The sequence below is a fragment of the Kitasatospora sp. NPDC054795 genome (assembly GCF_053611565.1).
The window spans coordinates 29,425-52,977 of record NZ_JBSHAP010000063.1; the positions used below are offsets into that span (position 1 = coordinate 29,425).

The following is a 23,553-nucleotide window of genomic DNA, read 5'->3' on the forward strand; positions in this document are numbered from 1 at the left end:
CGGTCGGTTCGGACGGGTGCTCGGAGCCTGGGCTCAGGCCGCCGTGCGGTAGCGCCGCAGCCCGAAGGAGGCGCTGAGCAGCAGGGTCAGCCCAAGCGTCAGGGCGAGCACCGGAACGGGATGGCTGGACGGGAAGTCGGTCGTGCCCCCGCCGCTGTGCCAGAGCCTGCGGCAGGTCTGGGCCACCACGCTGACCGGGTTCCACTCGGCGACCGGCCGCAGCCAGCCCGGCAGGTTCTGCGGGGCCACGAAGGCGGTGGACAGGAACGGCAGCACGGTGGCCACCAGCGGGGTGATCGAGCTGATGGTCTCCAGACTGCGGGAGACCAGGCCCAGCACCACCCCGACCCAGAGCATGGCGTAGCCGAACGCCGCCGCCAGGGCGAAGGCCCCGAGCGTCTCGCCGATGCCGCCGTGCGGGCGCCAGCCGAGCAGCGCCCCGAAGACCGTCAGCACCGCGAGGCCGCCGAGGCCGACCAGGAAGTCGGCCGCAGTGTGCCCCAGCAGCACCGCGGAGCGGCCGATCGGCATCGACCGGAAGCGGTCCGCCATCCCGCCGCGCACGTCGGAGGCGACCGCGATCGCGGTGGGGCCGACCCCGGCCAGCCCGGCCTGGACCACGGCGCCGGCGAAGACGTACTCCTGGTAGTTCCCACCGCCGGGCACCGTGGCGGACTTCTGGAACAGGATCCCGAGCACCAGCATCGACAGCAGCGGGTTGAGCGTGATGCCCAGGAACCTGCCCGGTGCCCGCCGCAGGTGCCGCAGCCGGCGTCCGGCCACGGCCGACGCCTCGACCGCCAACCGCTTCACGAGGCACCACCGGCCCGCAGCGCCGCGGTCAGGTGCGCCCGCTGCAGTTCGGCCGCCACCGCGCCGCCGATCAGGGCCAGCGGATCCGGATGCATCATGTAGTCGTGGCTGCACGGGACCTGGTGCACGTCCACGCCGCCATCGACGTGCGGACGCCAGCGTGCGGCCTGCTGCTCGACCTGCTCCGGCGAGAGGTTCGCCGAGGCCACGAAGAGCTGCATCCGGCCCTTGAAGGGACGCGGTTCGAAGCCGTTCAGCAGCGCCCCGTTGTTGCGCATCGAACGCAGCATCGCAAAGACCCGTTCGGTGCCCAGGCGCGCCATCGGGCTGTCGCCCTGCTGGAGCACGGCCACCACGTCGTCCGGGGTCAGCTCGCGGCCGGCGAAGGCGGCCTTGTCCTGCCCGACGAGTTCGACCACCCAGCCCAGCAGGGACTGGTCGTCGCCCTCCTCCTGCGCGGCGGTGCGCGGGTAGGAGTCGAGGTTGGCCAGCAGGCCCACCTCCGCGCCCGCCTCTTGGAGCTGGACGGCGATCTCGTAGGCCAGCGAACCGCCGAAGGACCAGCCGAGCAGGTGGTAGGGGCCCTCCGGGCGGACCCTGCGGATGATCTTCACGTACTCGGCGGCCATCGAGCGCAGATCGTCCGCCAGCGGCGCGAGTTCGGTGATGCTGGGAGCCTGGACCCCGTAGATCGGGTACTCGGCGCCGATGTGCCGGGCCAGCCCCAGGTACGGCAGCGCGAAGCCGACGCCGCTGTGCAGGCAGAACAGCGGCGGCCGGTCGCCGCCGGGCCGGAGGGCGAGCACGGTCGCGAACGGGTCGGTGTCCTCCTTGGCGTCCAGCTCGTGGAAGACCTGGCCGATCACCGATCCCCGGGGCGGGGCCTGCCGGACCGGTTCCGCGCGCCGGTCCACCGCCGCCGCCAGCAGCTCGGTCGTCTGGTGCGCGAAGACATCGGCGATGCTGAGTTGCAGCCCGGCCTTCCTGGCCTGGCTGACCACCTGCATCGACCGGATGCTGTCCATCCCGTGTTCGAAGAAGACCTGGTCGACGCCGAGCGCGTCCAGGCCGAGCACCTTGGTGACGATCCCGCTGAGCACCTCCTCGGTGCGGGTCCGCGGGGCCAACGGGCCGATCGACACCGCGGGGGCGGTCCGCGCCGGTCGGTCCGGCCCGGTCGCGGCCTCGATCGCATCCGGGCCCAACGGTGCGGACGGCCCGGATGGTGCGGGCACCAGTCGGCCCCGGTGGTCCCAGCGCATCGCGACGCCGGTCCGCAACAGTCGCGCCCCGGGCCCGCCGTACGGGCCGGCCACCAGCAGATCCGCGCCGCGCGCGACGCTGCGCAGGTGCTCCAGCTCGGCCGGCTCACCGAGCAGGCAGAGCTCGCCGGTCACGCCCGCCGGCACCGGTTCGAGCTCGGCGTCCAGCAGCAGGACCCGCAGCGCGGCGATGGCCGCCGGCTGCAGCCCGGCCAGGTCGGGCAGGTCGAGCGGCACACCCACGCCGCTCCACTCGTCGAGGATCCGCCGGCGCTCCGGCTCGTCCATGACGGGGATCCGGGAGAGCCGGACCTGCGGGTCTGCCGCCACCGTGCGCAGCACCCCCAGCAGTCGCTCGGTCAGCGCCCGGACGGTGGTCTCGGTGTAGAGGTCGGTCGCGTACTCCAGCAGTCCGCGCAGGGCGGTCGGCCGGCCGTCGACGTGGACCTCGTCGAACTGCAGGCGCAGGTCGAACTTGGTCGTGCCGGTCTCCACCGGCTCGGCACCGACCCGGAGTCCGGGCAGTGCGGCGGGCGCCTCCGCGTTGTTCTGCAGGACCAGCATCACCTGGAAGAGCGGGTGCCGGCCGAGCGAGCGGGTCGGGTTGACCGCCTCGACGATCTGCTCGAAGGGCAGGTCCTGGTGGGCGTAGCCAGCCAGGTCGGTCTCCCTGACCCGGTCCACCAGGGTGCGGAAGGCCGGGTCGCCCGAAGTGTCGGTGCGCAGCACCAGGGTGTTGATGAAGGTGCCGACCAGGTCGGTCAGCGCGTCGTCGGTCCGGCCGGCGATCGGGCTGCCGAGCGGGATGTCCGTGCCGGCACCGAGCCGGGTCAGTAGGGCTGCGAACGCCGCCTGAAGGACCATGAAGACGGTCGCGCCGGACTCCCGGGCGATCTCCCCGAGGCTTGCGTAGAGCGCGGGGTCCACGTCGAAGTCGACGCCCCCGCCGTCATGGCTGCTCACCGCGGGCCGGGGGAAGTCGGCGGGCAGCTCCAGCTCCTCCGGCAGACCGGCCAGTTCGGCGCGCCAGTAGTCGAGTTGGCGCGACAGCACGCTGTCGGGGTCGTCCTCGCCGCCGAGCACCTCGCGCTGCCAGAGCGAGAAGTCCGAGTACTGCACGGGAAGCGGGCTCCAGCCGGGCTGCCTGCCTGCGGCCCGGGCCTCGTAGGCCACCCCCAGGTCGCGGACCAGCGGGGCGATGGACCAGCCGTCGAAGGCGATGTGGTGGAACACCAGCAGCAGCACGTACTCATCGCCGCCGAGGCTGAAGATCCGGGTCCGCAGGGCGGGTTCGACCAGCAGGTCGAAGCCCGCCCGGGCCTCGGCGGTGAGCGCGGCGGCCAGCTCCGCCTCCGGGATCTGACTCACCGCCAGCACCGGGTCGCCGGCCGGGGCGTCCAGGACTTGCTGGTAGGGCACGTCATCCTGGTGCGGGAAGACCGAGCGCAGCACCTCGTGGCGGGTCACCAGATCGCGCAGGGCGGACTGCAGGGCGTCCAGGTCGAGCCCACCGCGGATCCGCAGCGCGAGCGGCACGTTGTAGGTGCTCCGGCCGCCCTCCTCCATCCGGTGGACGAACCAGAGTCGGCGCTGGGCGTACGAGAGCGGCACGATCCCGCCGACCGCTGCACCCGCCCGGGCCCGCACCTCCGGCCTGGCCTCGTCCGCGCCGGCTACCCGGGCGGCCAGCACGGCCACCGTACGGGCCTCGAACAGGGCCCGGATCGGCAGTTCGACCCCCAGCAGGCGGCGCGCGCGGCCGATCACCCGGGTGGCCAGGAGCGAGTGCCCGCCCAGCGCGAAGAAATCGTCGTCGATGCCCACCCGGGGCAGTTCCAGCACGTCCGCGAAGATGCCGCAGAGGATCTCCTCCGTCAGGGTGCGCGGGGCGCGGCCGCCCGCCCGCCCGGCGAAGTCCGGCGCCGGGAGCGCGTTGCGGTCCACCTTGCCCTGCGGGGTCAGCGGCCAGCGCTCCAGCAGGACCACGGCTGCGGGCACCATGTGCTCGGGCATGGTCTCAGCGACGCGCCGTCGCAGTTCACCCTCCAGCCCGCGGCCCGCATGGTCGCCGACCACGTAGGCGACCAGCCGGCCGCCGCCGGAACTCTCTTGACGAAGAGTCACCAGAGCACCGGACACCGACGGGTGCCCGGCCAGCACCGACTCGATCTCACCGAGCTCGATCCGGAAGCCGCGCAGCTGGACCTGGTCGTCGGACCGGCCGAGGAAGTCGAGCTGGCCGTCCGGCAGCCAGCGCGCCAGGTCGCCGGTGCGGTACATCCGTTCCCCGGCCGGGCCGTGCGGGTCGGCGACGAAGCGTTGGGCTGTGAGCGCAGGCTGGTTCAGGTAGCCCCGGGCCAGCCCGCCGCCGAGGTACAGCTCCCCGGCCACGCCGACCCCGACCGGGCGCAGCGCGCCGTCCAGCACGTACACCCGGTGCGCGGCGGTCGGGCTGCCGATCGGCGGCCGGCCGGCGTCGGCCCGCAGCGGCCCGGCAACGGTGGCGGCGACCACGGCCTCGGTCGGTCCGTACCCGTTGAACAGCCGCACACGGTCGGCCAGTCGGGCGACCACCTCGGGCGGGCAGGCCTCGCCCGCCACCGCGATGGTCAGGCCGGCCGGCAGTTCAGCCTCCGCCGGCAGCGCTGCCGCCACCACGGGGGGCAGTCCGGCCATGGTGACCCCGGCCGCGGTGAGCAGCTCCGCCAGCGGCTGTCCGGAGGTGCGGCTCTCCTCGTCGGCGACGACCAGCACGCCGCCGTTGAGCAGCGCCAGCCCCAGCTCCCAGACCGAGGCGTCGAAGCTGAGCGAGGCGAACTGGAGGACCCGGTCGCCCTCGCCCAGGCCGAAGCGGCGCACCAGCGAGGCGACCATCGCGGCGAAGCCGCGGTGGTCCACCATGACGCCCTTGGGGCGTCCGGTCGAGCCGGAGGTGTAGATGGTGTAGGCCAGGTGCGAGGGCAGCAGCGGCGCGGTGCGCTCGCGGTCCGTCACGTCGGCGCCGGACAGCAGAGCCAGTTCGGCGGCGGTCCGCGGCGCGTCCGACAGCAGCACCGGCACCCCCTGTACGGGGAGCACGGCGGCCGATGCGGCGTCGGTCAGCAGGACGGCCGGAGCGGCGTCGGTGAGCATGTAGGCGATCCGGTCCGCCGGGTAGTCCGCGTCGATCGGCAGGAAGCCCGCCCCGGCCTTGAGCACCGCGAGGGTGGCGACGACCGCCTCCGGGCCGCGCGGCAGGGCGAGGGCCACGGTCTGCTCGGGGCCGATGCCGCGGTCGATCAGCAGGCGGGCCAGCCGGTTGGCCCGGGCGTTGAGTTCGCCGTAGCCCAGCTCGGTGCCGCGGAAGAGCACCGCGGGCGCCTGCGGGCGGCGGGCGGCCTGGACCTCGAACCGCTCGGTGACCACGGTCCGCGGGTCCGCGGTGACGGTGCCGCCCCAGCTGCGCAGGATCGTCTTCCGCTCGTCCTCCGTCAGCGCCGAGAGTTCGGCCGTCCGGACGCCGGGCCGGGAGACCAGGTCCGACAGCAGCCGCACGAACCGCTCGGTGATGTCCCGCGCGGCCTCCCGTTCGAAGGCGGACGGGCTGTACTGGACGTGCAGGCGCAGCGTGCTGCCCGGGTAGACCGAGAGCGCGAACGGGTAGGAGGCGACCACCCTGGCCTCGCCGGCCAGGAAGCTCAACCCGGGGACCAGGCCGTCCAGACTGGAGACATCGGCCATCGGGTAGTTGTTGAAGCTCACCACGGTGTCGAACAGCTCGCCGACGCCGACGAGTTGCTGCAGTTCGGCGAGGCCGGTCCGCTGGTGGTCGGCGAGTGTGAACTGCTGCTCCTGGAGCTCGCTCAGCAGCGCGGCCGCCGAGCCGCCCCGGTCGAGGCGGACCCGGACCGGCAGCGTGTTGAGGAAGGACCCGACGATCGACTCCACCCCCGCCAGCTCCGCCGGGCGGCCTGAGCCGACGCAGCCGAACAGCACGTCGCGCCGGCCGGTGAGCTCACCCAGCAGCACGGCCCAGGCCCCCTGCACCACGGTGTTGAGGGTCAGTCCGTGGCGGCCCGCCCAGGCGGTCAGCCTCGCGGTGAGCTCCTCGTCCACCTCGGCGAACAGCTCCTGCGGCAGGGCCGGTTCGGCCGCGCCGGCGCCCGGGACCAGCAGCGTCCCTTCGTCGACGCCGTCCAGCACGCCCTTCCAGGCGGCACGGTCGGCCTCCTCGTCGGTCGTCTCCAACCAGGCCGCGTAGTCGCGGTAAGGGGTCACCGGTGCCAGGACCGACAGGTCGGCGCCGTTGGCGTAGAGGGTGAACAGCTCCTGCGCGAAGATCGCCATCGACCAGCCGTCCACCAGCGCGTGGTGCACGCTCCACAGCAGCCGGTGGCGCTCGGCGCCCAGGCGCAGCACGGTGAAGCGGACCAGCGGGGGGCTGGCCAGGTCGAACCGCCGGGAGAGCTCCTCGTCGGTGAGTTCGGCGAGCCGCCGCTGCTGCGCCGGGCCGGCGAGGTCGGTGAGGTCCTGCTCGGACCAGCCCAGCCGCACGCTCTGCGGCACCACCTGCACCGGCTCTCCGTCGGCGCGGGTGAGGAACGCGGCCCGCAGGTTGTCGTGGCGGCGCAGAAGTGCCTCGGCCGAGGCGCGCAGCAGGGCCGGGTCCAGCTCGCCCGCCACGTCCACGGCGATCTGCAGGGTATACGGGTCCACGCCCTCCCGGTCGAACTCCGCCTGGAAGAAGAGGCCCTGCTGCAGCGCGGTCAGCGGCAGCACATCGGCCAGCGGGCCGGCGGATCGCTCGAAAGACTCCACCTCGGCCTGGGTCAAGGTGACCAGAGGGAAGTCCGAGGGGGTGCGGCCGCCGGCGCCGGCGGCCGCGGCGTGGGCAACCAGAGCCTCCAGCACCCGTTGCCAGGTGGCGGCGAGGTCCTCGACCTCGTCCGTGACGAGCAGTTCCCCGGCCCAGTCCCACTGGACCACCAGCACCGGGCCGTCGGCGCGTTCCTCGGCCACCGCGGACAGCTCGACCACGTGGCGCAGCGGCGTCTGCGGCGCGGCGCCCAGGCCGACCACGGCCTCGCCGGCGGCCGACAGGCCCGCCGTGCCGGTGAAACGGCCCAGGTAGTTGAACCCGAGCTGCGGGGTGGCGAGCCGGGACAGCACCGCCTGGGTCTGCGGGTTGAGGTGCCGCAGCAGTCCGAACCCCAAGCCTCGGCCCGGCAGTTCGCGCAGCTGCTGCTTGATCCGCTTGAGCGCGGCACCGGCCGAGCGGCCGCCGGCCCACAGGTCGGCCCAGTCGGTCTCGCCCGCGTCCAGCCGGGCCGGGTAGACGCTGGTGAGCCAGCCGACGGTGCGGGACAGGTCGAGTTCGGTGCCCAGCTGCTCGCGGCCGTGACCCTCGATCTCCACCAGCAGGTCGGACTGCGGCACTCCCCTGCGGCGGCGCCAGTCGGCCGCGGCCAGCGCCAGGGCGGTCAGCAGCAGGTCGTTGGTCTCGGCGTGGAAGGCGGCCGGCACGGTGGTCAGCAGGTGCTGGGTCAGCTCGGTCGTCAGCTCGGCCCGCAGGTGGCCCGCAGTGGCCCACACGTCCCGGGACGGGTCCAGCGGGCGCATCCCCAGCGGAGCGTCGACTCCTTCCAACTGGCGCCGCCAGAAGGGGAGTTCACGGACACGGTAGGCGCTCCTCGCCTCCTCGGACAGGGCCCGCCCCCAGTGCCGCAGCGAGGTCGGCACCCGGTCGAGCGCCGGGGCGCGGCCGGCCGCCGCGTCCTCCCAGGCCTCGCGCAGGTCAGGCAGCAGGATCCGCCAGGAGACGCCGTCCACCGCGAGGTGGTGGCCGACCAGGATCAGCCGGTCCGGCTGCCCGGCGGCGCCGGCCAGCAGCACCGCGCGCAGCAGCATGCCGTCCTCGGGGGCCAGCAGGGCGCGGGCCTCGGCGGTGTGCTCGGCAAGTTGGTCGGCGAGCGGGGCCGCGGTCGCGCTGGCGGTGGTGAGCAGCCGCTCGGCCGGGACGGCGCCGGGCTGCAGCACCTCCAGGGTCCAGAGCCCCTCGACCGGCACGGACAGCTTCTGGCGCAGCGCCTCGTGCCGGTCGAGGAGCGCATTCAGGGCCGTGATCAGCTCGGGCTCGCCGATCCCGGCGGGCAGGTCGAGAACCACGTGCTGGCTGTACTCCCGCGCGGGACGGTCGAGGCTCTCCAGGCTCTCGCGCAACTGGTGGGCGACGGGCAGCAGTTCGAGCTCGCCCGGGCCCTCGTCGATGCCGCGGGCGTCCGCGGGGTCGCTGCCCACCGGCTCGGCTACGGCCGCCATCGCCCGGGGGGTGCGGTAGTCGAAGACATCGCGCGCGGTGACGGCGAGGCCTGCCCGGCGGGCCCGGCTGACGACCTGGATGGAGCTGATGCTGTCGCCCCCCAGCTCGAAGAAGCTGTCGTCCACGCCGACCTCGGCCAGGCCGAGCACCTCGGCCAGCACCCCGCAGAGGATCTCCTCGTTGCGGGTGCGGGTCGGCCGGTTGCCGGCGGGGGCGGCGAGGTCCGGTACGGGCAGCGCCATGCGATCCACCTTTCCGTGTGCGGTCAAGGGCAGTTCGGGCAGAACTCTCACGTGTGCCGGCACCATGTAGTCGGGCAGGACGTCGGCCAGCCGGCGGCGGACGTCGGACGGCTCGGGCGCGACCGGGCCGTCGGCCACCAGGTAGCCGACCAGCTGCCGGCGGCCCTGGGTGTCGGGGACGGCCAGCACGGCGGCCTGTGCCAGGCCCGGCAGGCGGCGCAGTGCGGCCTCGATCTCGCCGAGCTCGATCCGGTGGCCGCGGATCTTCACCTGGTGGTCCCGGCGCTCCAGGAACTCCAACTGCCCGTCGGGGCGCCGCACCGCGCGGTCGCCGGTGCGGTACATCCGGGTGCCGGGCGGCCCGAACGGGTCGGCGAGGAAGGCGGCGGCGGTGCGGCCCGAGTCGCCGAGGTAGCCGCGGCCGACGCCGGCCCCGGCGGCGTACAGGTCACCGGCCACACCGTCCTGCACCGGGTGCAGCTCGTCGTCCAGCAGGTACAGCAGGGTGTTGCGCAACGGTCGGCCGATCGGCGCGCCTGCTCCGGTCAGCTCGGTGTCGGGAGTGATCACCGCGTGCGTCACGTCGTCCGAGCACTCGGTCGGCCCGTAGGCATTGACCAGCGGGATCGTGGGGAAGGCGGCGGTCCAGCGGGCGGCCAGGTCGGCCGGCAGCGCCTCGCCGGTCACCATCAGCAGGCGCAGGCCGGGCAGCTCGGGGAGCTGTCCGGTGGACTGCCAGGCGTCCAGGGCCGCCCGCAGCAGCGAGGGGACGACTTCCAGCACGCTGATCGACTCGGCGGTGGTCAGCGGGAAGAGCAGGTCGGGGTCGGCCGCGGTGTCCCGGTCGACGATCCGCACCCGGCCGCCGACCAGGAACGGGGCGAGCATCTGCCAGACCGAGATGTCGAAGGTGACCGGGGCGTTCTGCACCACGGTGTCGGCCTCGGTGAGGCCGAGGTCCTCGACCTTTCCGAGCAGGTGGTTGACCATGCCGGCGCGGTGCACCATGGCGCCCTTGGGCGCGCCGGTGGACCCCGATGTGTAGATCACGTACGCCAGGTGGTCGCCGGAACCGACCGGCTCGGACAGTTCCCGTGCCGGGTCCGGCTCGCCGTCCAGCAGCAGCGGCTCGGCCGCGCCACCCGCCAGTGCGGCCAGTTCGACGGCCAGCGCGTGGTGCTCGGCGTCCGCCAGCACCCAGGCCGCGCCACTGTCCGCGATCAGCGCGGCGAGCCGGGCCCGCGGCGCCCGCACGTCGAGCGGGATGTACGCCCCGCCGGCGCCGATCACGCCGAGCACCGCCGTGACGAACTCCCGCCCGGGCGAGGCCAGTACGGCCACCAGGCCGGGTCGCGGCAGCTGCCGGGAGACGGCGTCGGCCGCCGCGACCAGCCGGCCGTACGTCAGGGCGCCCGACGGGTCCGCCACGGCGATCGCGTCCGGGCGCCGGCCGGCCACCTGCCGCACCCGTTCCACCAGGCCCTCGGTGGAGGTCTCCACCCGCGCGCCCGCGCCGGCGCGCAGCAGGGCGGCCCGGTCCTCGTCCGCCAGCAGGTCCAGCTGGCCGAGCGGGGTGGCGGGCCCGAGGTCCACGAAGCGTTCGACCAGCCGCCGCAGCCGGGCCGCGTGCGCGTCCATCTCCGCCTGGTCGTACCGGCGGTCGTTGCCGCTGAGGTGGACGGTCAGGCCCTGCCCGGCAGCCTCCACCACGGTGATCTCGAAGTCGTCGATCAGGCCGGTGGAGAGGTTGTTGACCGTCATCTCGCACGGCCCCAGCGGGAGCCGGGTCTGCTGCGGAAGGATGTTGACCAGCGGCCCGAACGGGCGCTTGTCGTCGCTGCGCAGCCCCATCGCGCGGCGGATCCGGCTGACCCGCAGCCGCTGGTGCTTGAGGCCGCGGGTGAACTCGCGCGAGGCCTGCCGCAGCAGCTCGCCGCGCACAGTGCCGGGGTCGAACCGCAGGGCCAGCGGCAGGGTGTTGGCCACCATGCCGGGGACGGCCCGCATCCGCGCGCCCACCCTGGCCGTGACCGGCACCGTGAGGAGCACGTCACGCGCCCCGGTCAGCCGCCAGGTATAGGCGCCGACGGCGGCCATCACCACGGTCGGCCAGGTCACCGCGGACTGCCGGGCCACCTCGCGCAGCCTTTCCGCCGAGGGCCCCGCCAGCTCGAAGCGGCTGCGCACGAAGCCGGGCCCCGACTCGGCGTCCCGCTCGGCCAGGGTCACCGGCTCCGGGGTGTCGGGAAACCTGCGCTGCCAGTACTCGACGTCGCGCGCGACCTGCGCGGACTCCTGGTAGGCCCGCTCGCCGTCCAGCAGCACACCCAGCGGCGGCAGCGCCCCGGCGCTCGGGTCCTGCCCGGCCAGCAGCGCCTGGTAGATCTCCGACAGCCGCCGCCAGAAGAGCACCTGGCTGTAGCCGTCACAGAGCAGGTGGTGGATGCACATGTAGAACAGGGCCCGCCCGGTGTCCAGGCGCAGCAGCGCCAGCCGGAACAGCGGGCCCCGCTCGGGGTCGAACGCGGTGTTCAGGTCCGCCCGCATCCAGGCCAGCGCGGCCTGCTCGCCGGCCGGCTCCAGCACCCGGAACGGCAGCTCGGCCAGCGGCTCCACGATCTGCCGGGGCTCGCCGGCCGTCTCCCGCACCCTGATCCGGGTGCACTCGGCCTCCTCGACCAACTGCCGTGCGGCGCGCCGGAACAGGGCGACGTCGAGCGGGCCCCGAATGTCCAGGTAGCCGGCGGTGTTGTAGGCGCTGCCGCCTCCGCTGAGCTTCTCGTCGAACCAGATGTCGGCCTGGCCGGCCGAGAGGGCCAGGCCCGCTGCCGTGGGTCCGGTCATGATGCGCTCCTCACGGTCGGCGCGCTCGTGGCCAGGTCGATCCCGTAGGTCTCGGCGGCCCACTCGTCGCTGTAGATGGTGTCCAGATAGCGGTCGCCCAGGTCCGGGGAGATGGCGACCGCGGTGGCGGACCGGTCGGGGTCGTTGGCCCTCAGCCAGGCCGCCGCGCCGGCCACCACGGTCCCGGTCGAACCGCCGAACAGGAATCCCCGGGCGGAGAGCCGGCGGCAGGTGCGCAGGGTGTCCGGTTCGGCGATGTGCACGACCTCGTCGACGAAGTCCTCGTCGAGGATCTGCGGCCGGACTCCGGCGCCCAGACCCGGGATCGAACGCGGCGATGCCGGCGTCCCGAAGGTCACCGACCCCACGCTGTCGATCGCCACTACCTTGACCGAGGGCTTGGCCTGACGCAGGTAGCGGGCGCACCCCATCAGCGTCCCGGTGGTCCCGGCGCCCACGAAGACCACGTCCAGGGCCGGGAAGCTCTTGAGCACCTCCGGTCCGGTGGTCTGGAAGTGGGCCAGCCAGTTGCCCTCGTTCGCGTACTGGTTGAGCCAGATGTAACCGTCGGGACCGTCGCAGAGCCGGCGCACCTCGGCCAGCCGGGCGCCCAGCAGCCCGTCCACCGGGTCCGGCTCGGTGACCACGAGCACCTCGGTACCCAGGGCCCGCATCAGTCGGCGGGCCGCCACGGTGCAGCGGGAGTCGGTGACGCAGGTGAAGCGGTAGCCGCGGGCGGCCGCGATCAGGCTGATGGCGATGCCCATGTTGCCCGAGGAGCTCTCGACCAGGCGGGCTCCGGCGCACAGCCGCCCGGCCCGCTCGGCCGCGGCGAGCATCTCGGCGGCGGCCTTGAGTTTGATCGAACCGGCGAAGTTGAATCCCTCGCACTTGAGGTAGAGCGGGTGGCCGGATAGCCACTGGAGGTCGACGTAGAGGTCGTCGACGTTGAATTCCTGGGGCGTGTTGATGACTGGCACAGGACGACTCCCACCCACGGCGCGGCGGCCGCTGGTCAACTTTTCCCGTAGCGGGTTGTCTCGTCGAAGAATCCGTCCACCACCGTGATGTCGCCGGCGGCGGACACCTGGTCGTAGACGAACTTGCCGACCACCAGATCCAGCACACCGAGGCCGAACGGAGAGAAGACCAGTGGCCGATCCCCGGCCGGCCGCAGCTCCCCGGTCAGCACGTCATGGAGCGTGCCGCGCACGAACTCCCGATGACCGACGAGTTGCTCGGCGAGGTGCACCGAGGTGTTCGCCTTCAGGCAGTGCTCGACGTCGTCCACCACGTTGGTGGCGGCGAGGATCACCTCGGGCGCCAGGTCGCGCAGCGAGACGTGCAGGACCAGGGGGTTGTGCGCGAACCACTGCGGATCGGACACGTGCGGGGTGGCGGCGACGGTGGCGAAGACCACCAGGTCGCAGCCGCGGATCAGGTCCTCGGCCTGCTCGTACACCGTGACCTGCCCGGTGTGCCCGGCCGACTCCAGGTAGCCGCTGAAGCCCGCGGCGTGCCGGGGGTCGAGGTCGTGCACGGCCACCCGGTCGAACTCCCAGCCGGAGCCGACCAGGTAGGTGTGCAGGTAGCGGGCGATCAGTCCGGTGCCGACGAAGCCGACCCGGGCCGGCCGGCCGCGGTCCCGGGAGAGCAGGTCCGCCGCCAGGGCCGCCGAGGCCGCGGTCCGCGCGGCGCTGATCACCGACCCCTCCAGCAGGGCGAAGGGGTATCCGGTGGCACGGTCGTTGAGCAGCAGCGCCGCCGATGCCCGGGGCAGCCCGGAGTCGATGTTCCGGGGGAAGCTGGAGACCCACTTCAGGCCGTCCACGCCCACCGTGCCGCCCACCGAGGCCGGCAGTGCGATGATCCGCGAGTCCGGCCGGTCCGGAAAGCGCAGGAAGTACGAGGGCGGGTTGACGGTCCGGCCCGTCCCGTGCAGCCGATATGCCTCCTCGACCAGTTCGATGACCTGCTTCTCCCGTCCGCGCAGCACTCGGCTGACCTGCGAACCCGGGATCACCGCGAAGGTCGGCGGCAGTTCGGACATGAGCTCCACGCTCCCTGGCAAACGACGCATGACGATCTGACTGCTGCCCATGCTTGGGAATTCCACTGACCGGGTGCTGACCGGTAACTGACGCGATCTCGGAGGTGACCGGGTCAGCGCAATGTCAGTACCTCGTCAGCCGGGCCGGTTAGCTTGCCGAGCAATCAAACGACCGTGCAGTCGGAGGCGGAGGAAGCCGATGAAGAAGCCCGGTTCGACCGGATCGCCGGCGCTGCTGGCGGTATCGAGCCATCTCCCGGAGACCGTCCCGGTCTCCGCGCTCCAGGACGGGCTCTCGCTGAGCGATCAGCAGATCCGCCGGTTCACCCGGCTCTACGGCCTGGACCGCATCTGCCAGTCCGCGCAGTCGGAGGTCGAGCTGATGCTCGCCGCCGTGGGCAAGCTGGAGGAGCTGCCCGGCCGGGAGGAGCAGGTCCGCTACATCGTGCGGGCCAAGGGCCTGCGGACCACCGCGCCCTATCCGCTCAGCCCGGTCCAGGAGTTGCGCGCCGAGCTCGGCCTGACCCGGGCGGAGACCTTCGCGGTCGCCGACCACGGCTGCGCCACCGGCCTGCTCGCCCTGGACGTCGCCGCCACCCTGCTGGCCGAGGACGGCGACCCCGACGCCCTGGCGCTGGTGCTCTTCGGGGACAAAACGCTCACCCCTTTCTCGCAGTGGGTGGCCGACGTGTCCATCATGGGCGAGGGCATGGCCGCCGCCCTGGTCGGCGCGACCGGCGACCGGGACAAGATGCTCGGCTACGCCAGCCGGATCCACGGCCGCCCCGACGGGCAGATCGACATGACGCCCGAGATCGCCAAGCAGGCCCGCCAGATCTACCAGGACGCTCTGGAGGAGGTCGTGCTGGCCGCCTGCGCACAGGCCGGGATCGGTGTGGAGGACCTCGACCTGGTGCTGCCCCACAACGTCAACCGGGTCTCCTGGACGATGACCGGGGACCGGCTCGGGCTTCCCGACGAGAAGCTCTTCCTGGACAACATCCCGGCCACCGGGCACTGCTTCTGCGCCGACCCCTTCATCAACCACCAGAGCGCGAGCCGGCTCGGCCGGCTCAAGCCGGGCGACAAGTACCTGATGACCTCCGCCGGCCTGGGCCAGGCCTTCGCGGCCATGGTCTTCGAGCACTGAGCCGGCTGGAGGACGCCATGACCGATTCCCTGACCGCACCCCCGGTCGCGCCGGCCTCGCCGCCGGTGCCCGACTTCACGCAGCGGCTGCGCACGGCGCTGGGCGTGCCGAACGCCCCGCTGGTCCTTCTCGGCAACTTCGAGGTCGAGGAGCAGTGGGCGGCCGGTGAACACACGCTGCCGCGCTTCTCCGCCGACTCCGGCACCGCGGTGGTCAACCGGATGGACGAGTTCGCCCTGCTGCTGGGGCGGCCGGGCGACCACGTGGTGCTCAAGACCTTGCCCGACCCGGCCTATCTCGACTACCTCACCGACCTGGGCGTGGGCCTGCCGCAGCTGCACGTCGCGGCCGACCAGCGGTTCGAACGGACCGTCACGGCCGACGTGCTCGGCGACCCGGCCCTGCTCGACCGGCTGTCCGCGCTCGGCGCGTCCGGCGCCCGGCTGCTGCCGCACGGCACCTCCCCGCTGGAGGAACTGCTCGCGCGGCGCACCGGCCTGCCGCTGGCCACGCCCGACGCGGCCCTGTGCAAGGCCGTCAACAGCAAGGTCTACAGCCGCGGGCTCGCCGACCAGCTCGGCCTGCCCCAGCCCGCCGGCTGGACCTGTGAGACGCTGCCCGAGCTGGCCGCCGCCCTGGAGGACGCCAAGGGCCTGTTGGCCCGAGGCCGCCGCGCGGTGGTCAAGGAAGCGTACGGGGTCTCCGGCAAGGGCCTGGTGGTGCTGGACGGTGAACGCCGCACCGACCGGGTGCTGAAGATGCTCTCGGCCAAGGTGGAGCGCTCCGGCCGACCGGACATCGCCTTCGTGGTCGAGGAGTGGGTGGAGAACCACGGCGACCTGAACTACCAGTTCACGGTGGGTCGGGACGGCTCGGTGCACTTCGACTTCGTCAAGCGGGCGCTCACCGAGGGCGGCGTGCACAAGGGCCACCGCTTCCCCGCCGAGCTGACATCGGACCAGCTCGCCCTCATCACCCGCGCGGCGGCCCTGCTGGGCGCGCGGCTGGCCGCCGACGGCTACTACGGGGTCGTCGGGGTGGACGCAATCCTGACCGCTGACGGCGGGGTCCACCCGGTGATCGAGATCAACGCCCGCAACAACATGTCCACCTACCAGACCAGGCTGCAGGAGGCCTTCGTCGGCCCCGGCCGGGCCGCGCTGGCCCGGTACTACCCGGTGCGGCTGGACGGGCGGCTCGGCTTCGAGCGGCTCCGCGAGCTGCTCGGCGACCTCCTGCTCACCGACCCGGCCGGCAGCGGCCTGCTGGTCAACAACTTCGCGACCGTCAACGCGGGTCTCGACGTCAGGCCGGGCGAGCCCTTCGACGGCCGCCTCTACGGCATCGTGGTGGCCGGCTCGGCCGCCGAACTGGACGACCTGGACGAGCGCCTCGCCGCCCGGATCCGGGTCCTAGGAGCAGCCCATGTCCGCTGAACAGTCCGCAGGGCCCGCCGAGTTCGAGATCCAGGGCCTCGGTGTCACCGAACTGGCCGAGCAGTTCGGCACGCCGCTCTACCTGTACGACGGCGAGGTGCTGCGCGAGCGGATCACCGCGGTCCGCGACCGGCTGCACCCGGGCCTGGAGATCTTCTACTCGCTCAAGGCCAACCCCAACGTCTCGGTCTGCGCGCTGCTGCACGCCTTCGGCGCCCGTGCCGAGCTCTCCTCGCTGACCGAGCTGGCCACCGCCCGCCGGGCCGGCGTCGCCCCGCGCGACATGCTCTTCCTCGGCCCCGGCAAGAGCCCCGAGGAGCTGGCGGCCTGCCTGGACGAGGGGGTTCACGCGATCATCTGCGAGTCCTTCGGGGAGCTCGCCGTGATCGACGAACTGGCCGCCGCCCGCGACCGCACCGTCGACGTGGTGCTGCGGGTCAACCCGGAGTTCGCGGTCAAGGGATCCGGGCTCACCATGGGCGGCAAGCCGCGCCAGTTCGGCATCGACGAGGCCCAGCTGCTCGCGGCCGGCGACCTGGCCGAGCGCCATCCGGGCGTCCGACTGATGGGCGTACAGGTCTACATGGGCACCCGGATCCTGGGCGCCGAGGCGGTCGCCGAGAACACCGAGCGGATCCTGGAGCTGGCCGAGCGCGTCTCGCAGCGGCTGGGCTTCCCGCTGGAGCTGGTGGACATCGGCGGCGGACTCGGGGTGGCTTACTTCGACGGCGAGCAGGACCTCGACCTGGACGCGCTCGCCGCCCGGGTGAACCCGCTGATCGACGCGTTCGTCGAGCGCCACCCCGGCACCCGGATGGTGATGGAGCTGGGCCGCTACCTGACCGCCATGGCCGGAACCTACGTGGTGCGCGTGCGCTACGTGAAGGAGTCGATGGGCGAGAAGTTCGCGGTCGCCGACGGCGGGACCAACCACCACATGGCGGCGGTCGGCATCGGCTCCTTCGTCAAGCGCAACTTCCCGATGGCGCTGCTCAACCGGATCGGTGAGCCGGCCACCGAGCGCTGGAACGTCACCGGTCCGCTCTGCACCCCCAACGACACGCTCGGCAAGAAGGTCGCGCTGCCGCCGGTGCGCCCCGGAGACCTGGTCGGGGTGCTGCGCTCCGGAGCGTACGGACCCAGCGCCTCGCCGGTGCTCTTCCTCAGCCACGGACACCCCGCCGAGGTGCTGGTCTGGCAGGGCCGGGCCACCCTGGTCCGCGACCGCGACCGGCCCCAGGACCTACTGGACCGCCAGCACCTCGTCGAACTCGACGTCCACACCACCGTCTCCTGAAAGGAACCCACCATGAGCGACACCACCACCGCCCTCGACCGCGCCGAGCTCGTGGCCGTCATCGGCCGGGCGCTCACCGCGGTGCTCGGCGACGGGCTCCCCGAACTCACCGAGGAGTCCCGCCTCTTCGACCAGGTGGGCCTGGACTCCAGCGGGGTCTTCGAGCTGCTGATGGAGCTGGAGGAGGCCCTGGACATCGAACTGGACACGGACCACCTGGAGATGTCCCACTTCGAGTCGCTGCGATCGCTGGCCGACTTCCTGATCACAGAGATGAGTGCCTGAGCATGTACCAGACGGCCGCGCCCGTCCTCGCGCGGACCCGGGACCGGCAGACCGCCGCACCGCTGCGGCTGGCCGGGATCACCCACCGGGTCTTCGGCACCGGCACGACCCGGATCGACGACGCCTTCTCCGAGCGCCACTTCACCGACCTCACCGGCGCCTACGGCATCGACTACCGGCCCGAGCTGACCGGCTCCGGCGCGGGGAACACCTTCGCCGCGATGTCGCGCGCGCTCGTGGAGTCCCTGGGCGCGACCAAGACGCGGGTCGACCTCGCCGTGGTCGCGCACACCACCCCGGACCTGGACTGCCGGGCCGCCGCCGCGACCTACCTGTCCGACGCCTGGCCGCACGGGCCGCTCGCGTTCTCACTCTCCGAACAGGGGCCGTGCACGCCCTTCACCGCCCTGCGGCTCGCCCAGGCGTACGCCCGCCGGCACGACTACCAGCAGGTCCTGGTGCTCGTCCTGGACCAGGCGACGCTCCCCTACGCCACCGGCCGCGACCTGGCCGGCGACGCGGGGGTGGCGATGCTGCTGACCCGCGACGGCGCCCTCGGCGCCCCCCGGACCGAGATCCACCCCGGGGTCCGCGTCGAGCGGCTGCGCGACCGGCTGGCCGCGCTGCTACCGGCCGCCGAGCAGGTCAACGTCCTGGCCGGCCCCGGCATCGTCACCCGGCGGGACCTGCCCGACCACCCGGACGCGGTCGGCACCGCGCCCGGCTATCCCACCGCGCGGCTCTGGGGTCGGCTGGCCGGGCAGCCGGCGGCCCGGACCGTGGTCCTGGTCGACCACGACGAGACCACCGGCGACCTCGCGCTCTGCACGCTGGACCGAGCCGCGGAGGCGACATGACCACCAGCACAGGCCCGGCCCTGACTCGGCAGGACTGCTCCCGCATCCATCGCGCCGCCCGGACGGAGGGGCTGGCCCCGGCGCTCACCCTGCTCGGCGAGGCCCTGCGGCGCGACGGGATCGGCTACGGCCCGAACGGCCACGCAGTGGTTGCGGCGGACCGGATCGCAGCCGTCCCGCGGGAACCGGAGGGCGCCGGCGACCGGCCGAAGCCGCTGGGCGACGTGGAGCTGCCCGGCGGCGCGGTCACCCTGCTGTACCACCCCGGGCACGACAGCCGCCGGTTCGAGGGCTCCGACCGGAGGCCGGACCCGCAGCGGGCCGGCAGGGCCTTCGGCTACGGCCTGGCCTGGCTGCGGCTGGGCATCTCGGAGGGCCTGCGCGACGCGGCCCTGCGCTACCTGGCCGACCGGCGGGTCGGCGACACCCCGCTGATCCAGCAGCAGTTGGTGAAGGCGGCCGTCGCCGAGTCGCTGACCGAGCAGTTGGAGGTGCGGGCCACCCTCGACGAACTGGACGCGGCCGCCCTGCCGAGCGCCCTCCTGGACGACCTGCACCGACAACTGACCCACTGCGACCGGGCCCAGGTCCAACTGCTGGGCGCCGGCGGCTACCTCAGCGACGGCCCCGGACAGGTCGCCTACGTCTCCGAGCTGCTGGCCGAAGCCTATGCGGCACCGCCCTCGTGCGAACCGGCCGCAGCCCCCGCCAGGAGCCGCTCCTGGTGATCACATCCCCCATAGCTGCGCCCCGTGACCGATTCCCCCGGGTCACGGGGCGCTTGCATTTGGTAGCCGATTAACAGTTGACGGCCCAAGCATTCACCTGTCAGCATCGACTTACAGGTGAAACCGCAAACACCGGCATGTCTGGGGGCGTCATGACCGCACAACGCTTGACCGTTCGACTGGCCGTCTGGAGCGCACGGCACCCGTGGCGCGCCATCGTCAGCTGGCTGCTGCTGGTGGTGGTCTGCCTGGCCGTCGGCTCCGCCGCGGGCACCCGCATGGCCGACACCACCGACTACCGCGTCGGCGAGGCCGGCCGGGCCGAGGCCATGGCCGAGGCGGGCGGCATCCCGCAGCCGATCGTCGAAAACGTCGTCATCACCGCCCGGGGCGCCTCCCTGGACGTCTCCGCGGCCGAGGCGGCCGCCCAGGACGTGGGCCACCGGATGGCCGCGCTACCGGCCGTCAGCCGGGTCGGCGACCCGCTGCGCGCCCCGGACGGACAGGCCTACCTGGTCCCGCTGACCATGCGCGGCGACGACGTGGCGGTGGGCGCGGCGATCAAGGACGTGGTTGCCCGGACCGCCGAGGTGCAGGCGGCCCACCCGACCGTCCAGGTGGTGCAGACCGGCCACGCCTCGATGTCGGTCGACGTGGGCAAGCAGATGAGCAAGGACCTCGCCCTGGGCGAGCAGCTCACCCTGCCGCTGACCCTGGTGATCCTGATGGTGGTCTTCGGGGCGGTCGTGGCGGCCGGGGTCCCGGTCCTGCTGGCGCTCTCCGGGGTCGCCGCCGCGATGGGCCTGTCCTCGCTCTTCTCGCACGTCTTCCCGAGCGTGGGCACCAACAACAACCTCATCCTGCTGATGGGCATGGCGGTCGGCGTCGACTACTCGCTGCTCGTGACCAAGCGCTTCCGGGAGGAGCGGGCCCGCAGCGGCGGGCGGCTCGACGACAGCGCGGCGATCGAGCTGGCGGCCGCCACCGCGGGCCGGGCCGCGCTGGTCGCCGGAGCGGCCGTGATGCTCGCGATGGCTTCCCTGTTCGCCATCGGCGACGTGGTGTTCTCCTCGCTGGCGATCAGCTCGATCATCGTGGTCCTCATCGTCATGACCGGATCGGTCATCGTCCTCCCGGCCCTGCTGGTCAAACTCGGCCGGGTGCTCGACCGCCCCCGCCTGCCGCTGCTGGGTCGTCTGGCGAAGCAGTCCTCCGACCCCGGGAGGCTCTGGCCGCGACTGCTGGGTCCCGCAGTCCGCCACCCCGGCCGCACCCTGGTCACCGGACTCGTGGTCATCGGCGCGCTCGCCCTGCCGGCCCTCGGAATGCGGCTGATCTCGACCGAGGTCGGTACCCTGCCGAAGGTCCCCGCGGTGCAGGCCAGGGACCGGATGGTCGCCCACTTCCCGTCCGCGGGAGCCGCCTACACCGCTGTCGTCCAGGGCCCCGCCACCCAGGCGGACGCCGCCATTGGCGCACTGTCCTCCGCCGCCGCCGCGGACCCGCTGCTCACCGCCGGCCGACTGCCGGCCACCACGCTGCGCTCCGCCGACGGCACCACCCAGTCGCTCACCGTGACCACCCCCTACGCGATCGACAGCCCCCAGGCCGCACAGGCCCTGGACCGGCTGCGCCAGGACCTGGTGCCGGCCACCGCGCACCGGTCCGGCGACCTGCGTACCGCCGTCACCGGGGACGTGGCACGCAACAAGGACGTGCTGGACCGTCAGCTCGGCGAACTGCCCTGGGTGATCGGCCTCCTGCTGCTCTTCAGCTTCGCGGTACTGCTGGCCGCCTTCCGCTCGGTCCTGATCGCCCTGCTCTGCACGCTGCTGAACGTGCTCTCCTCGGTCGCCGCGCTGGGCATGCTGGTCGGCGTCTTCCAGTCCGGCCCGGTCACCGACCTGATCGGCCACCACGCGGACGGCAGCATCGTCTCCCGCGTGCCGATCTTCCTCTTCGTGATCCTCTTCGGGCTCTCCACCGACTACAACGTCTTCATGGTCAGCAGGATCAAGGAGTCCATGCAGAAGGGAAGTTCGACGACGGAGGCACTGGTCGAGGGGCTCGGCCGATCGGCCGGCGTGGTCACCGGCGGGGCCTTCATCATGGTCTCGGTCTTCGTCAGCTTCATGTTCACCAGCCTGCTGGAGATGAAGCAGCTGGGATTCGGCCTCTGCGTGGCGGTCCTGGTGGACGTGGTGATCGTGCGCCTGATGGTGATGCCGTCCCTGCTGAAGCTGATCGGCCCCCGGCTGAACTGGTCCGGCCCCACGAGCCGCCGGCACGCTCCCCTCGCCGCGGTCGGCACCTCGGCTGCGGCGAACGCCCGGCCCGACCGGAGCCTGCCGGCGAACCACTAGCGCCGGTCCGGGCGGCCGCCGACCCGGCCGCCGACCCGGCCACCGACAATCGAATATATGTCCTCGATAGATCGGGGGGGTGATCCTGTTGCAGCAGGATCACCCCCCTTCCATTGGAGGCAGGCGGATGCACATCGACACAGTGAGCAACGGCGGAACGACGCTGGCGGTCCTTCGGCTCGACCGCACTCCCGAGCTCGACCTCGACGACACCACGGCCGGGCTGCGCACCGTGCTCGAAGCCCGACTGGCCGAGCACGGTGCCCTGTTGATCCGCGGCCTGGGACTGCCCGACATCGACGCCTTCCACCGGACGGTGACCCGATTCGGCCACCCGCTGCTGGCCAGCTACCGGGGCGGGGACACCCCCCGCAGCGCCGTCGCGGAGGGCGTCTTCACCTCCACCGAGTACCCGGCGCGCTTCGAGATCAGCCTGCACAACGAGATGTCCTACGCCCACAAATGGCCCAGCCGGCTCTTCTTCCACTGCGTGGTGGCGGCCGAGAGCGGCGGCGCCACGCCGGTCTGCGACGGACGGGCGCTGCTCGCCGACCTGCCGGCGGCGGTCCGCGAGCGCTACGTCAGCCGCGGTGTGGCCTACCGTCAGCACCTGCACGGCGGCCTCGGCCTGGGCAAGTCCTGGCAGTCGACCTACGAGACCGACGACCGGACGGTGGTGGAGAAGTTCCTGGCCGAGGCCGGGGCCGAATACGAGTGGACCGACGAGGGTGGCGTGCGGGTCCGACAGCACCGGCCGAGCGTGCGCAACCACCAGGACACCGGCGAACCGGTCTGGTTCAACCAGGCGGACCAGTGGCACCTGTCCAACCTGCCGGACGCCGAGGCGGAGGTGATGCGCTCGGTGGTCGACCGGGTCGACGACCTGCCGCACTGGGCGACCTACGGCGACGGCAGCGAGATCCCGGCCGAGGACCTGGACGAGGTTCGGCTGGCCATGGCGCGCAACAAGGTCGCCGTGCCGTGGCAGCCCGGCGACGTCATGGTGGTCGACAACATGCGGGTGCTGCACGGGCGCGAGGCGTTCACCGGGACGCGCCAGGTGGTCGTCTCGATGACCTGAGCGCCTCGACCGACCGAGTCGGACTGAAAGGACGGGGGAGGACATGGAGTTACAGCTACTGGGTTCGCTGACGGTGGTACGGGACGGCCGGCGGCACAACCTCGCGTCGAAGCGGGTGCGGACGGTGCTGGCGCTGCTCGCGCTGGCGCCCGGGCAGCCGGTCGGCTTCGACCACCTGATCGACCAACTCTGGGCCGACCGCAGGATGGAGAATTCCAGGAACGCGCTGCAGGCGAACATCGGGCGGCTGCGGAAGTTCCTGGAGTCGGTAACCGGCGACCAGCTGGTGCACACGCTCCACGGCGGCTACCTGCTCGACCTGCCGCCGGAGGCGGTGGACGCGAACCGCTTCCTGTCGCTGGCCGAACGCGGTGGCGCCGCCGCCGCGGCCGCCCGGCCGGAGGAGGCCGTACGACTGCTCGAGGAGGCGCTCCGCCTGTGGCGGGGCCCGGCGCTGCTCGACCTCTACGAGGGCCCGAGGCTTCAGCTGGAAGCCTCACACCTGGACGAACAGCGGTTGAGCGCCCGGGAGGATCTGATCGCCGCGAAACTCGCGCTCGGCGAGGAACGCGGCATCATCTCCGAACTGAAGCAGCTCACCACCCAGTACCCCGGTCGGGAGCGGTTCACCGAGCAGCTCATGCTCGCGCTCTACCGCAACGGCCGGCAGACCGAGGCGCTGGACGTGTTCCACCGCACCCGCAGATGGCTGGTGAGCGAGCTGGGCCTGGAGCCCGGGCGCAGCCTCGCGGAGGTGTACCGGAACATCCTGTCGCAGACCCTGGTGGCCGACTGAGCAAGCCGAGGTGCCGTCAGGGCCGGTCCGACGCGCGGCCCGGCCCTGACG

13 protein-coding genes are annotated in these 23,553 nt (G+C 72.9%); 9 read left to right on the forward strand and 4 right to left on the reverse strand.

What is annotated here, in order from left to right; translation table 11 throughout:
• Positions 1 to 33: 33 nt before the first annotated feature.
• The 4 genes from ACWGJO_RS22865 to sbnB are packed head-to-tail and all read right to left on the reverse strand — an operon-like array spanning position 34 to position 13,509.
• Positions 34 to 813, reverse strand: coding sequence for an ABC transporter permease (locus tag ACWGJO_RS22865; RefSeq protein WP_452186316.1), 780 nt, complete (start codon positions 811 to 813; stop codon positions 34 to 36).
• Entirely contained in the window at positions 810 to 11,459 is a 10,650-nt protein-coding gene (locus tag ACWGJO_RS22870; RefSeq protein ID WP_452186318.1) for an amino acid adenylation domain-containing protein, read from the reverse strand. The genes ACWGJO_RS22865 and ACWGJO_RS22870 overlap by 4 nt, the downstream gene beginning before the upstream one ends.
• Positions 11,456 to 12,439, reverse strand: a complete 984-nt coding sequence (sbnA, locus tag ACWGJO_RS22875) for a 2,3-diaminopropionate biosynthesis protein SbnA (protein WP_452186320.1) — start codon at positions 12,437 to 12,439, stop codon at positions 11,456 to 11,458. The genes ACWGJO_RS22870 and sbnA overlap by 4 nt, the downstream gene beginning before the upstream one ends.
• A gap of 35 nt (positions 12,440 to 12,474) precedes the next feature.
• A complete protein-coding gene (sbnB, locus tag ACWGJO_RS22880) occupies positions 12,475 to 13,509 on the reverse strand; it encodes a 2,3-diaminopropionate biosynthesis protein SbnB (protein WP_452186322.1) in 1,035 nt (344 codons plus the stop codon).
• Between the two features lie 199 nt (positions 13,510 to 13,708).
• Between sbnB and ACWGJO_RS22885 the strand changes: the two genes are divergently transcribed.
• From ACWGJO_RS22885 to ACWGJO_RS22925, 9 genes are all read left to right on the forward strand, one after another.
• Positions 13,709 to 14,659: a 3-oxoacyl-[acyl-carrier-protein] synthase III C-terminal domain-containing protein gene (locus ACWGJO_RS22885; RefSeq protein ID WP_452186324.1), complete on the forward strand. Its 951-nt coding sequence runs from the start codon at positions 13,709 to 13,711 to the stop codon at positions 14,657 to 14,659.
• A gap of 17 nt (positions 14,660 to 14,676) precedes the next feature.
• Positions 14,677 to 16,095, forward strand: coding sequence for a preATP grasp domain-containing protein (locus ACWGJO_RS22890; RefSeq protein WP_452186326.1), 1,419 nt, complete (start codon positions 14,677 to 14,679; stop codon positions 16,093 to 16,095).
• Positions 16,085 to 17,392: a type III PLP-dependent enzyme gene (locus tag ACWGJO_RS22895; RefSeq protein WP_452186328.1), complete on the forward strand. Its 1,308-nt coding sequence runs from the start codon at positions 16,085 to 16,087 to the stop codon at positions 17,390 to 17,392. The genes ACWGJO_RS22890 and ACWGJO_RS22895 overlap by 11 nt, the downstream gene beginning before the upstream one ends.
• Positions 17,393 to 17,404: 12 nt before the next feature.
• On the forward strand, positions 17,405 to 17,677 hold the full coding sequence (locus ACWGJO_RS22900) for a phosphopantetheine-binding protein (protein ID WP_452186330.1): 273 nt from the start codon (positions 17,405 to 17,407) through the stop codon (positions 17,675 to 17,677).
• Positions 17,678 to 17,679: 2 nt separating this feature from the next.
• Entirely contained in the window at positions 17,680 to 18,534 is an 855-nt protein-coding gene (locus tag ACWGJO_RS22905; RefSeq protein WP_452186332.1) for a hypothetical protein, read from the forward strand.
• Positions 18,531 to 19,262, forward strand: a complete 732-nt coding sequence (locus tag ACWGJO_RS22910) for a hypothetical protein (protein ID WP_452186334.1) — start codon at positions 18,531 to 18,533, stop codon at positions 19,260 to 19,262. Before ACWGJO_RS22905 ends, ACWGJO_RS22910 begins: the two co-directional genes overlap by 4 nt.
• A gap of 152 nt (positions 19,263 to 19,414) precedes the next feature.
• On the forward strand, positions 19,415 to 21,625 hold the full coding sequence (locus ACWGJO_RS22915) for an MMPL family transporter (protein ID WP_452186335.1): 2,211 nt from the start codon (positions 19,415 to 19,417) through the stop codon (positions 21,623 to 21,625).
• A 127-nt stretch (positions 21,626 to 21,752) separates the two neighbouring features.
• Positions 21,753 to 22,706, forward strand: a complete 954-nt coding sequence (locus ACWGJO_RS22920) for a TauD/TfdA family dioxygenase (RefSeq protein ID WP_452186337.1) — start codon at positions 21,753 to 21,755, stop codon at positions 22,704 to 22,706.
• Between the two features lie 43 nt (positions 22,707 to 22,749).
• Positions 22,750 to 23,502, forward strand: coding sequence for an AfsR/SARP family transcriptional regulator (locus ACWGJO_RS22925; RefSeq protein WP_452186339.1), 753 nt, complete (start codon positions 22,750 to 22,752; stop codon positions 23,500 to 23,502).
• Positions 23,503 to 23,553 lie beyond the last annotated feature (51 nt).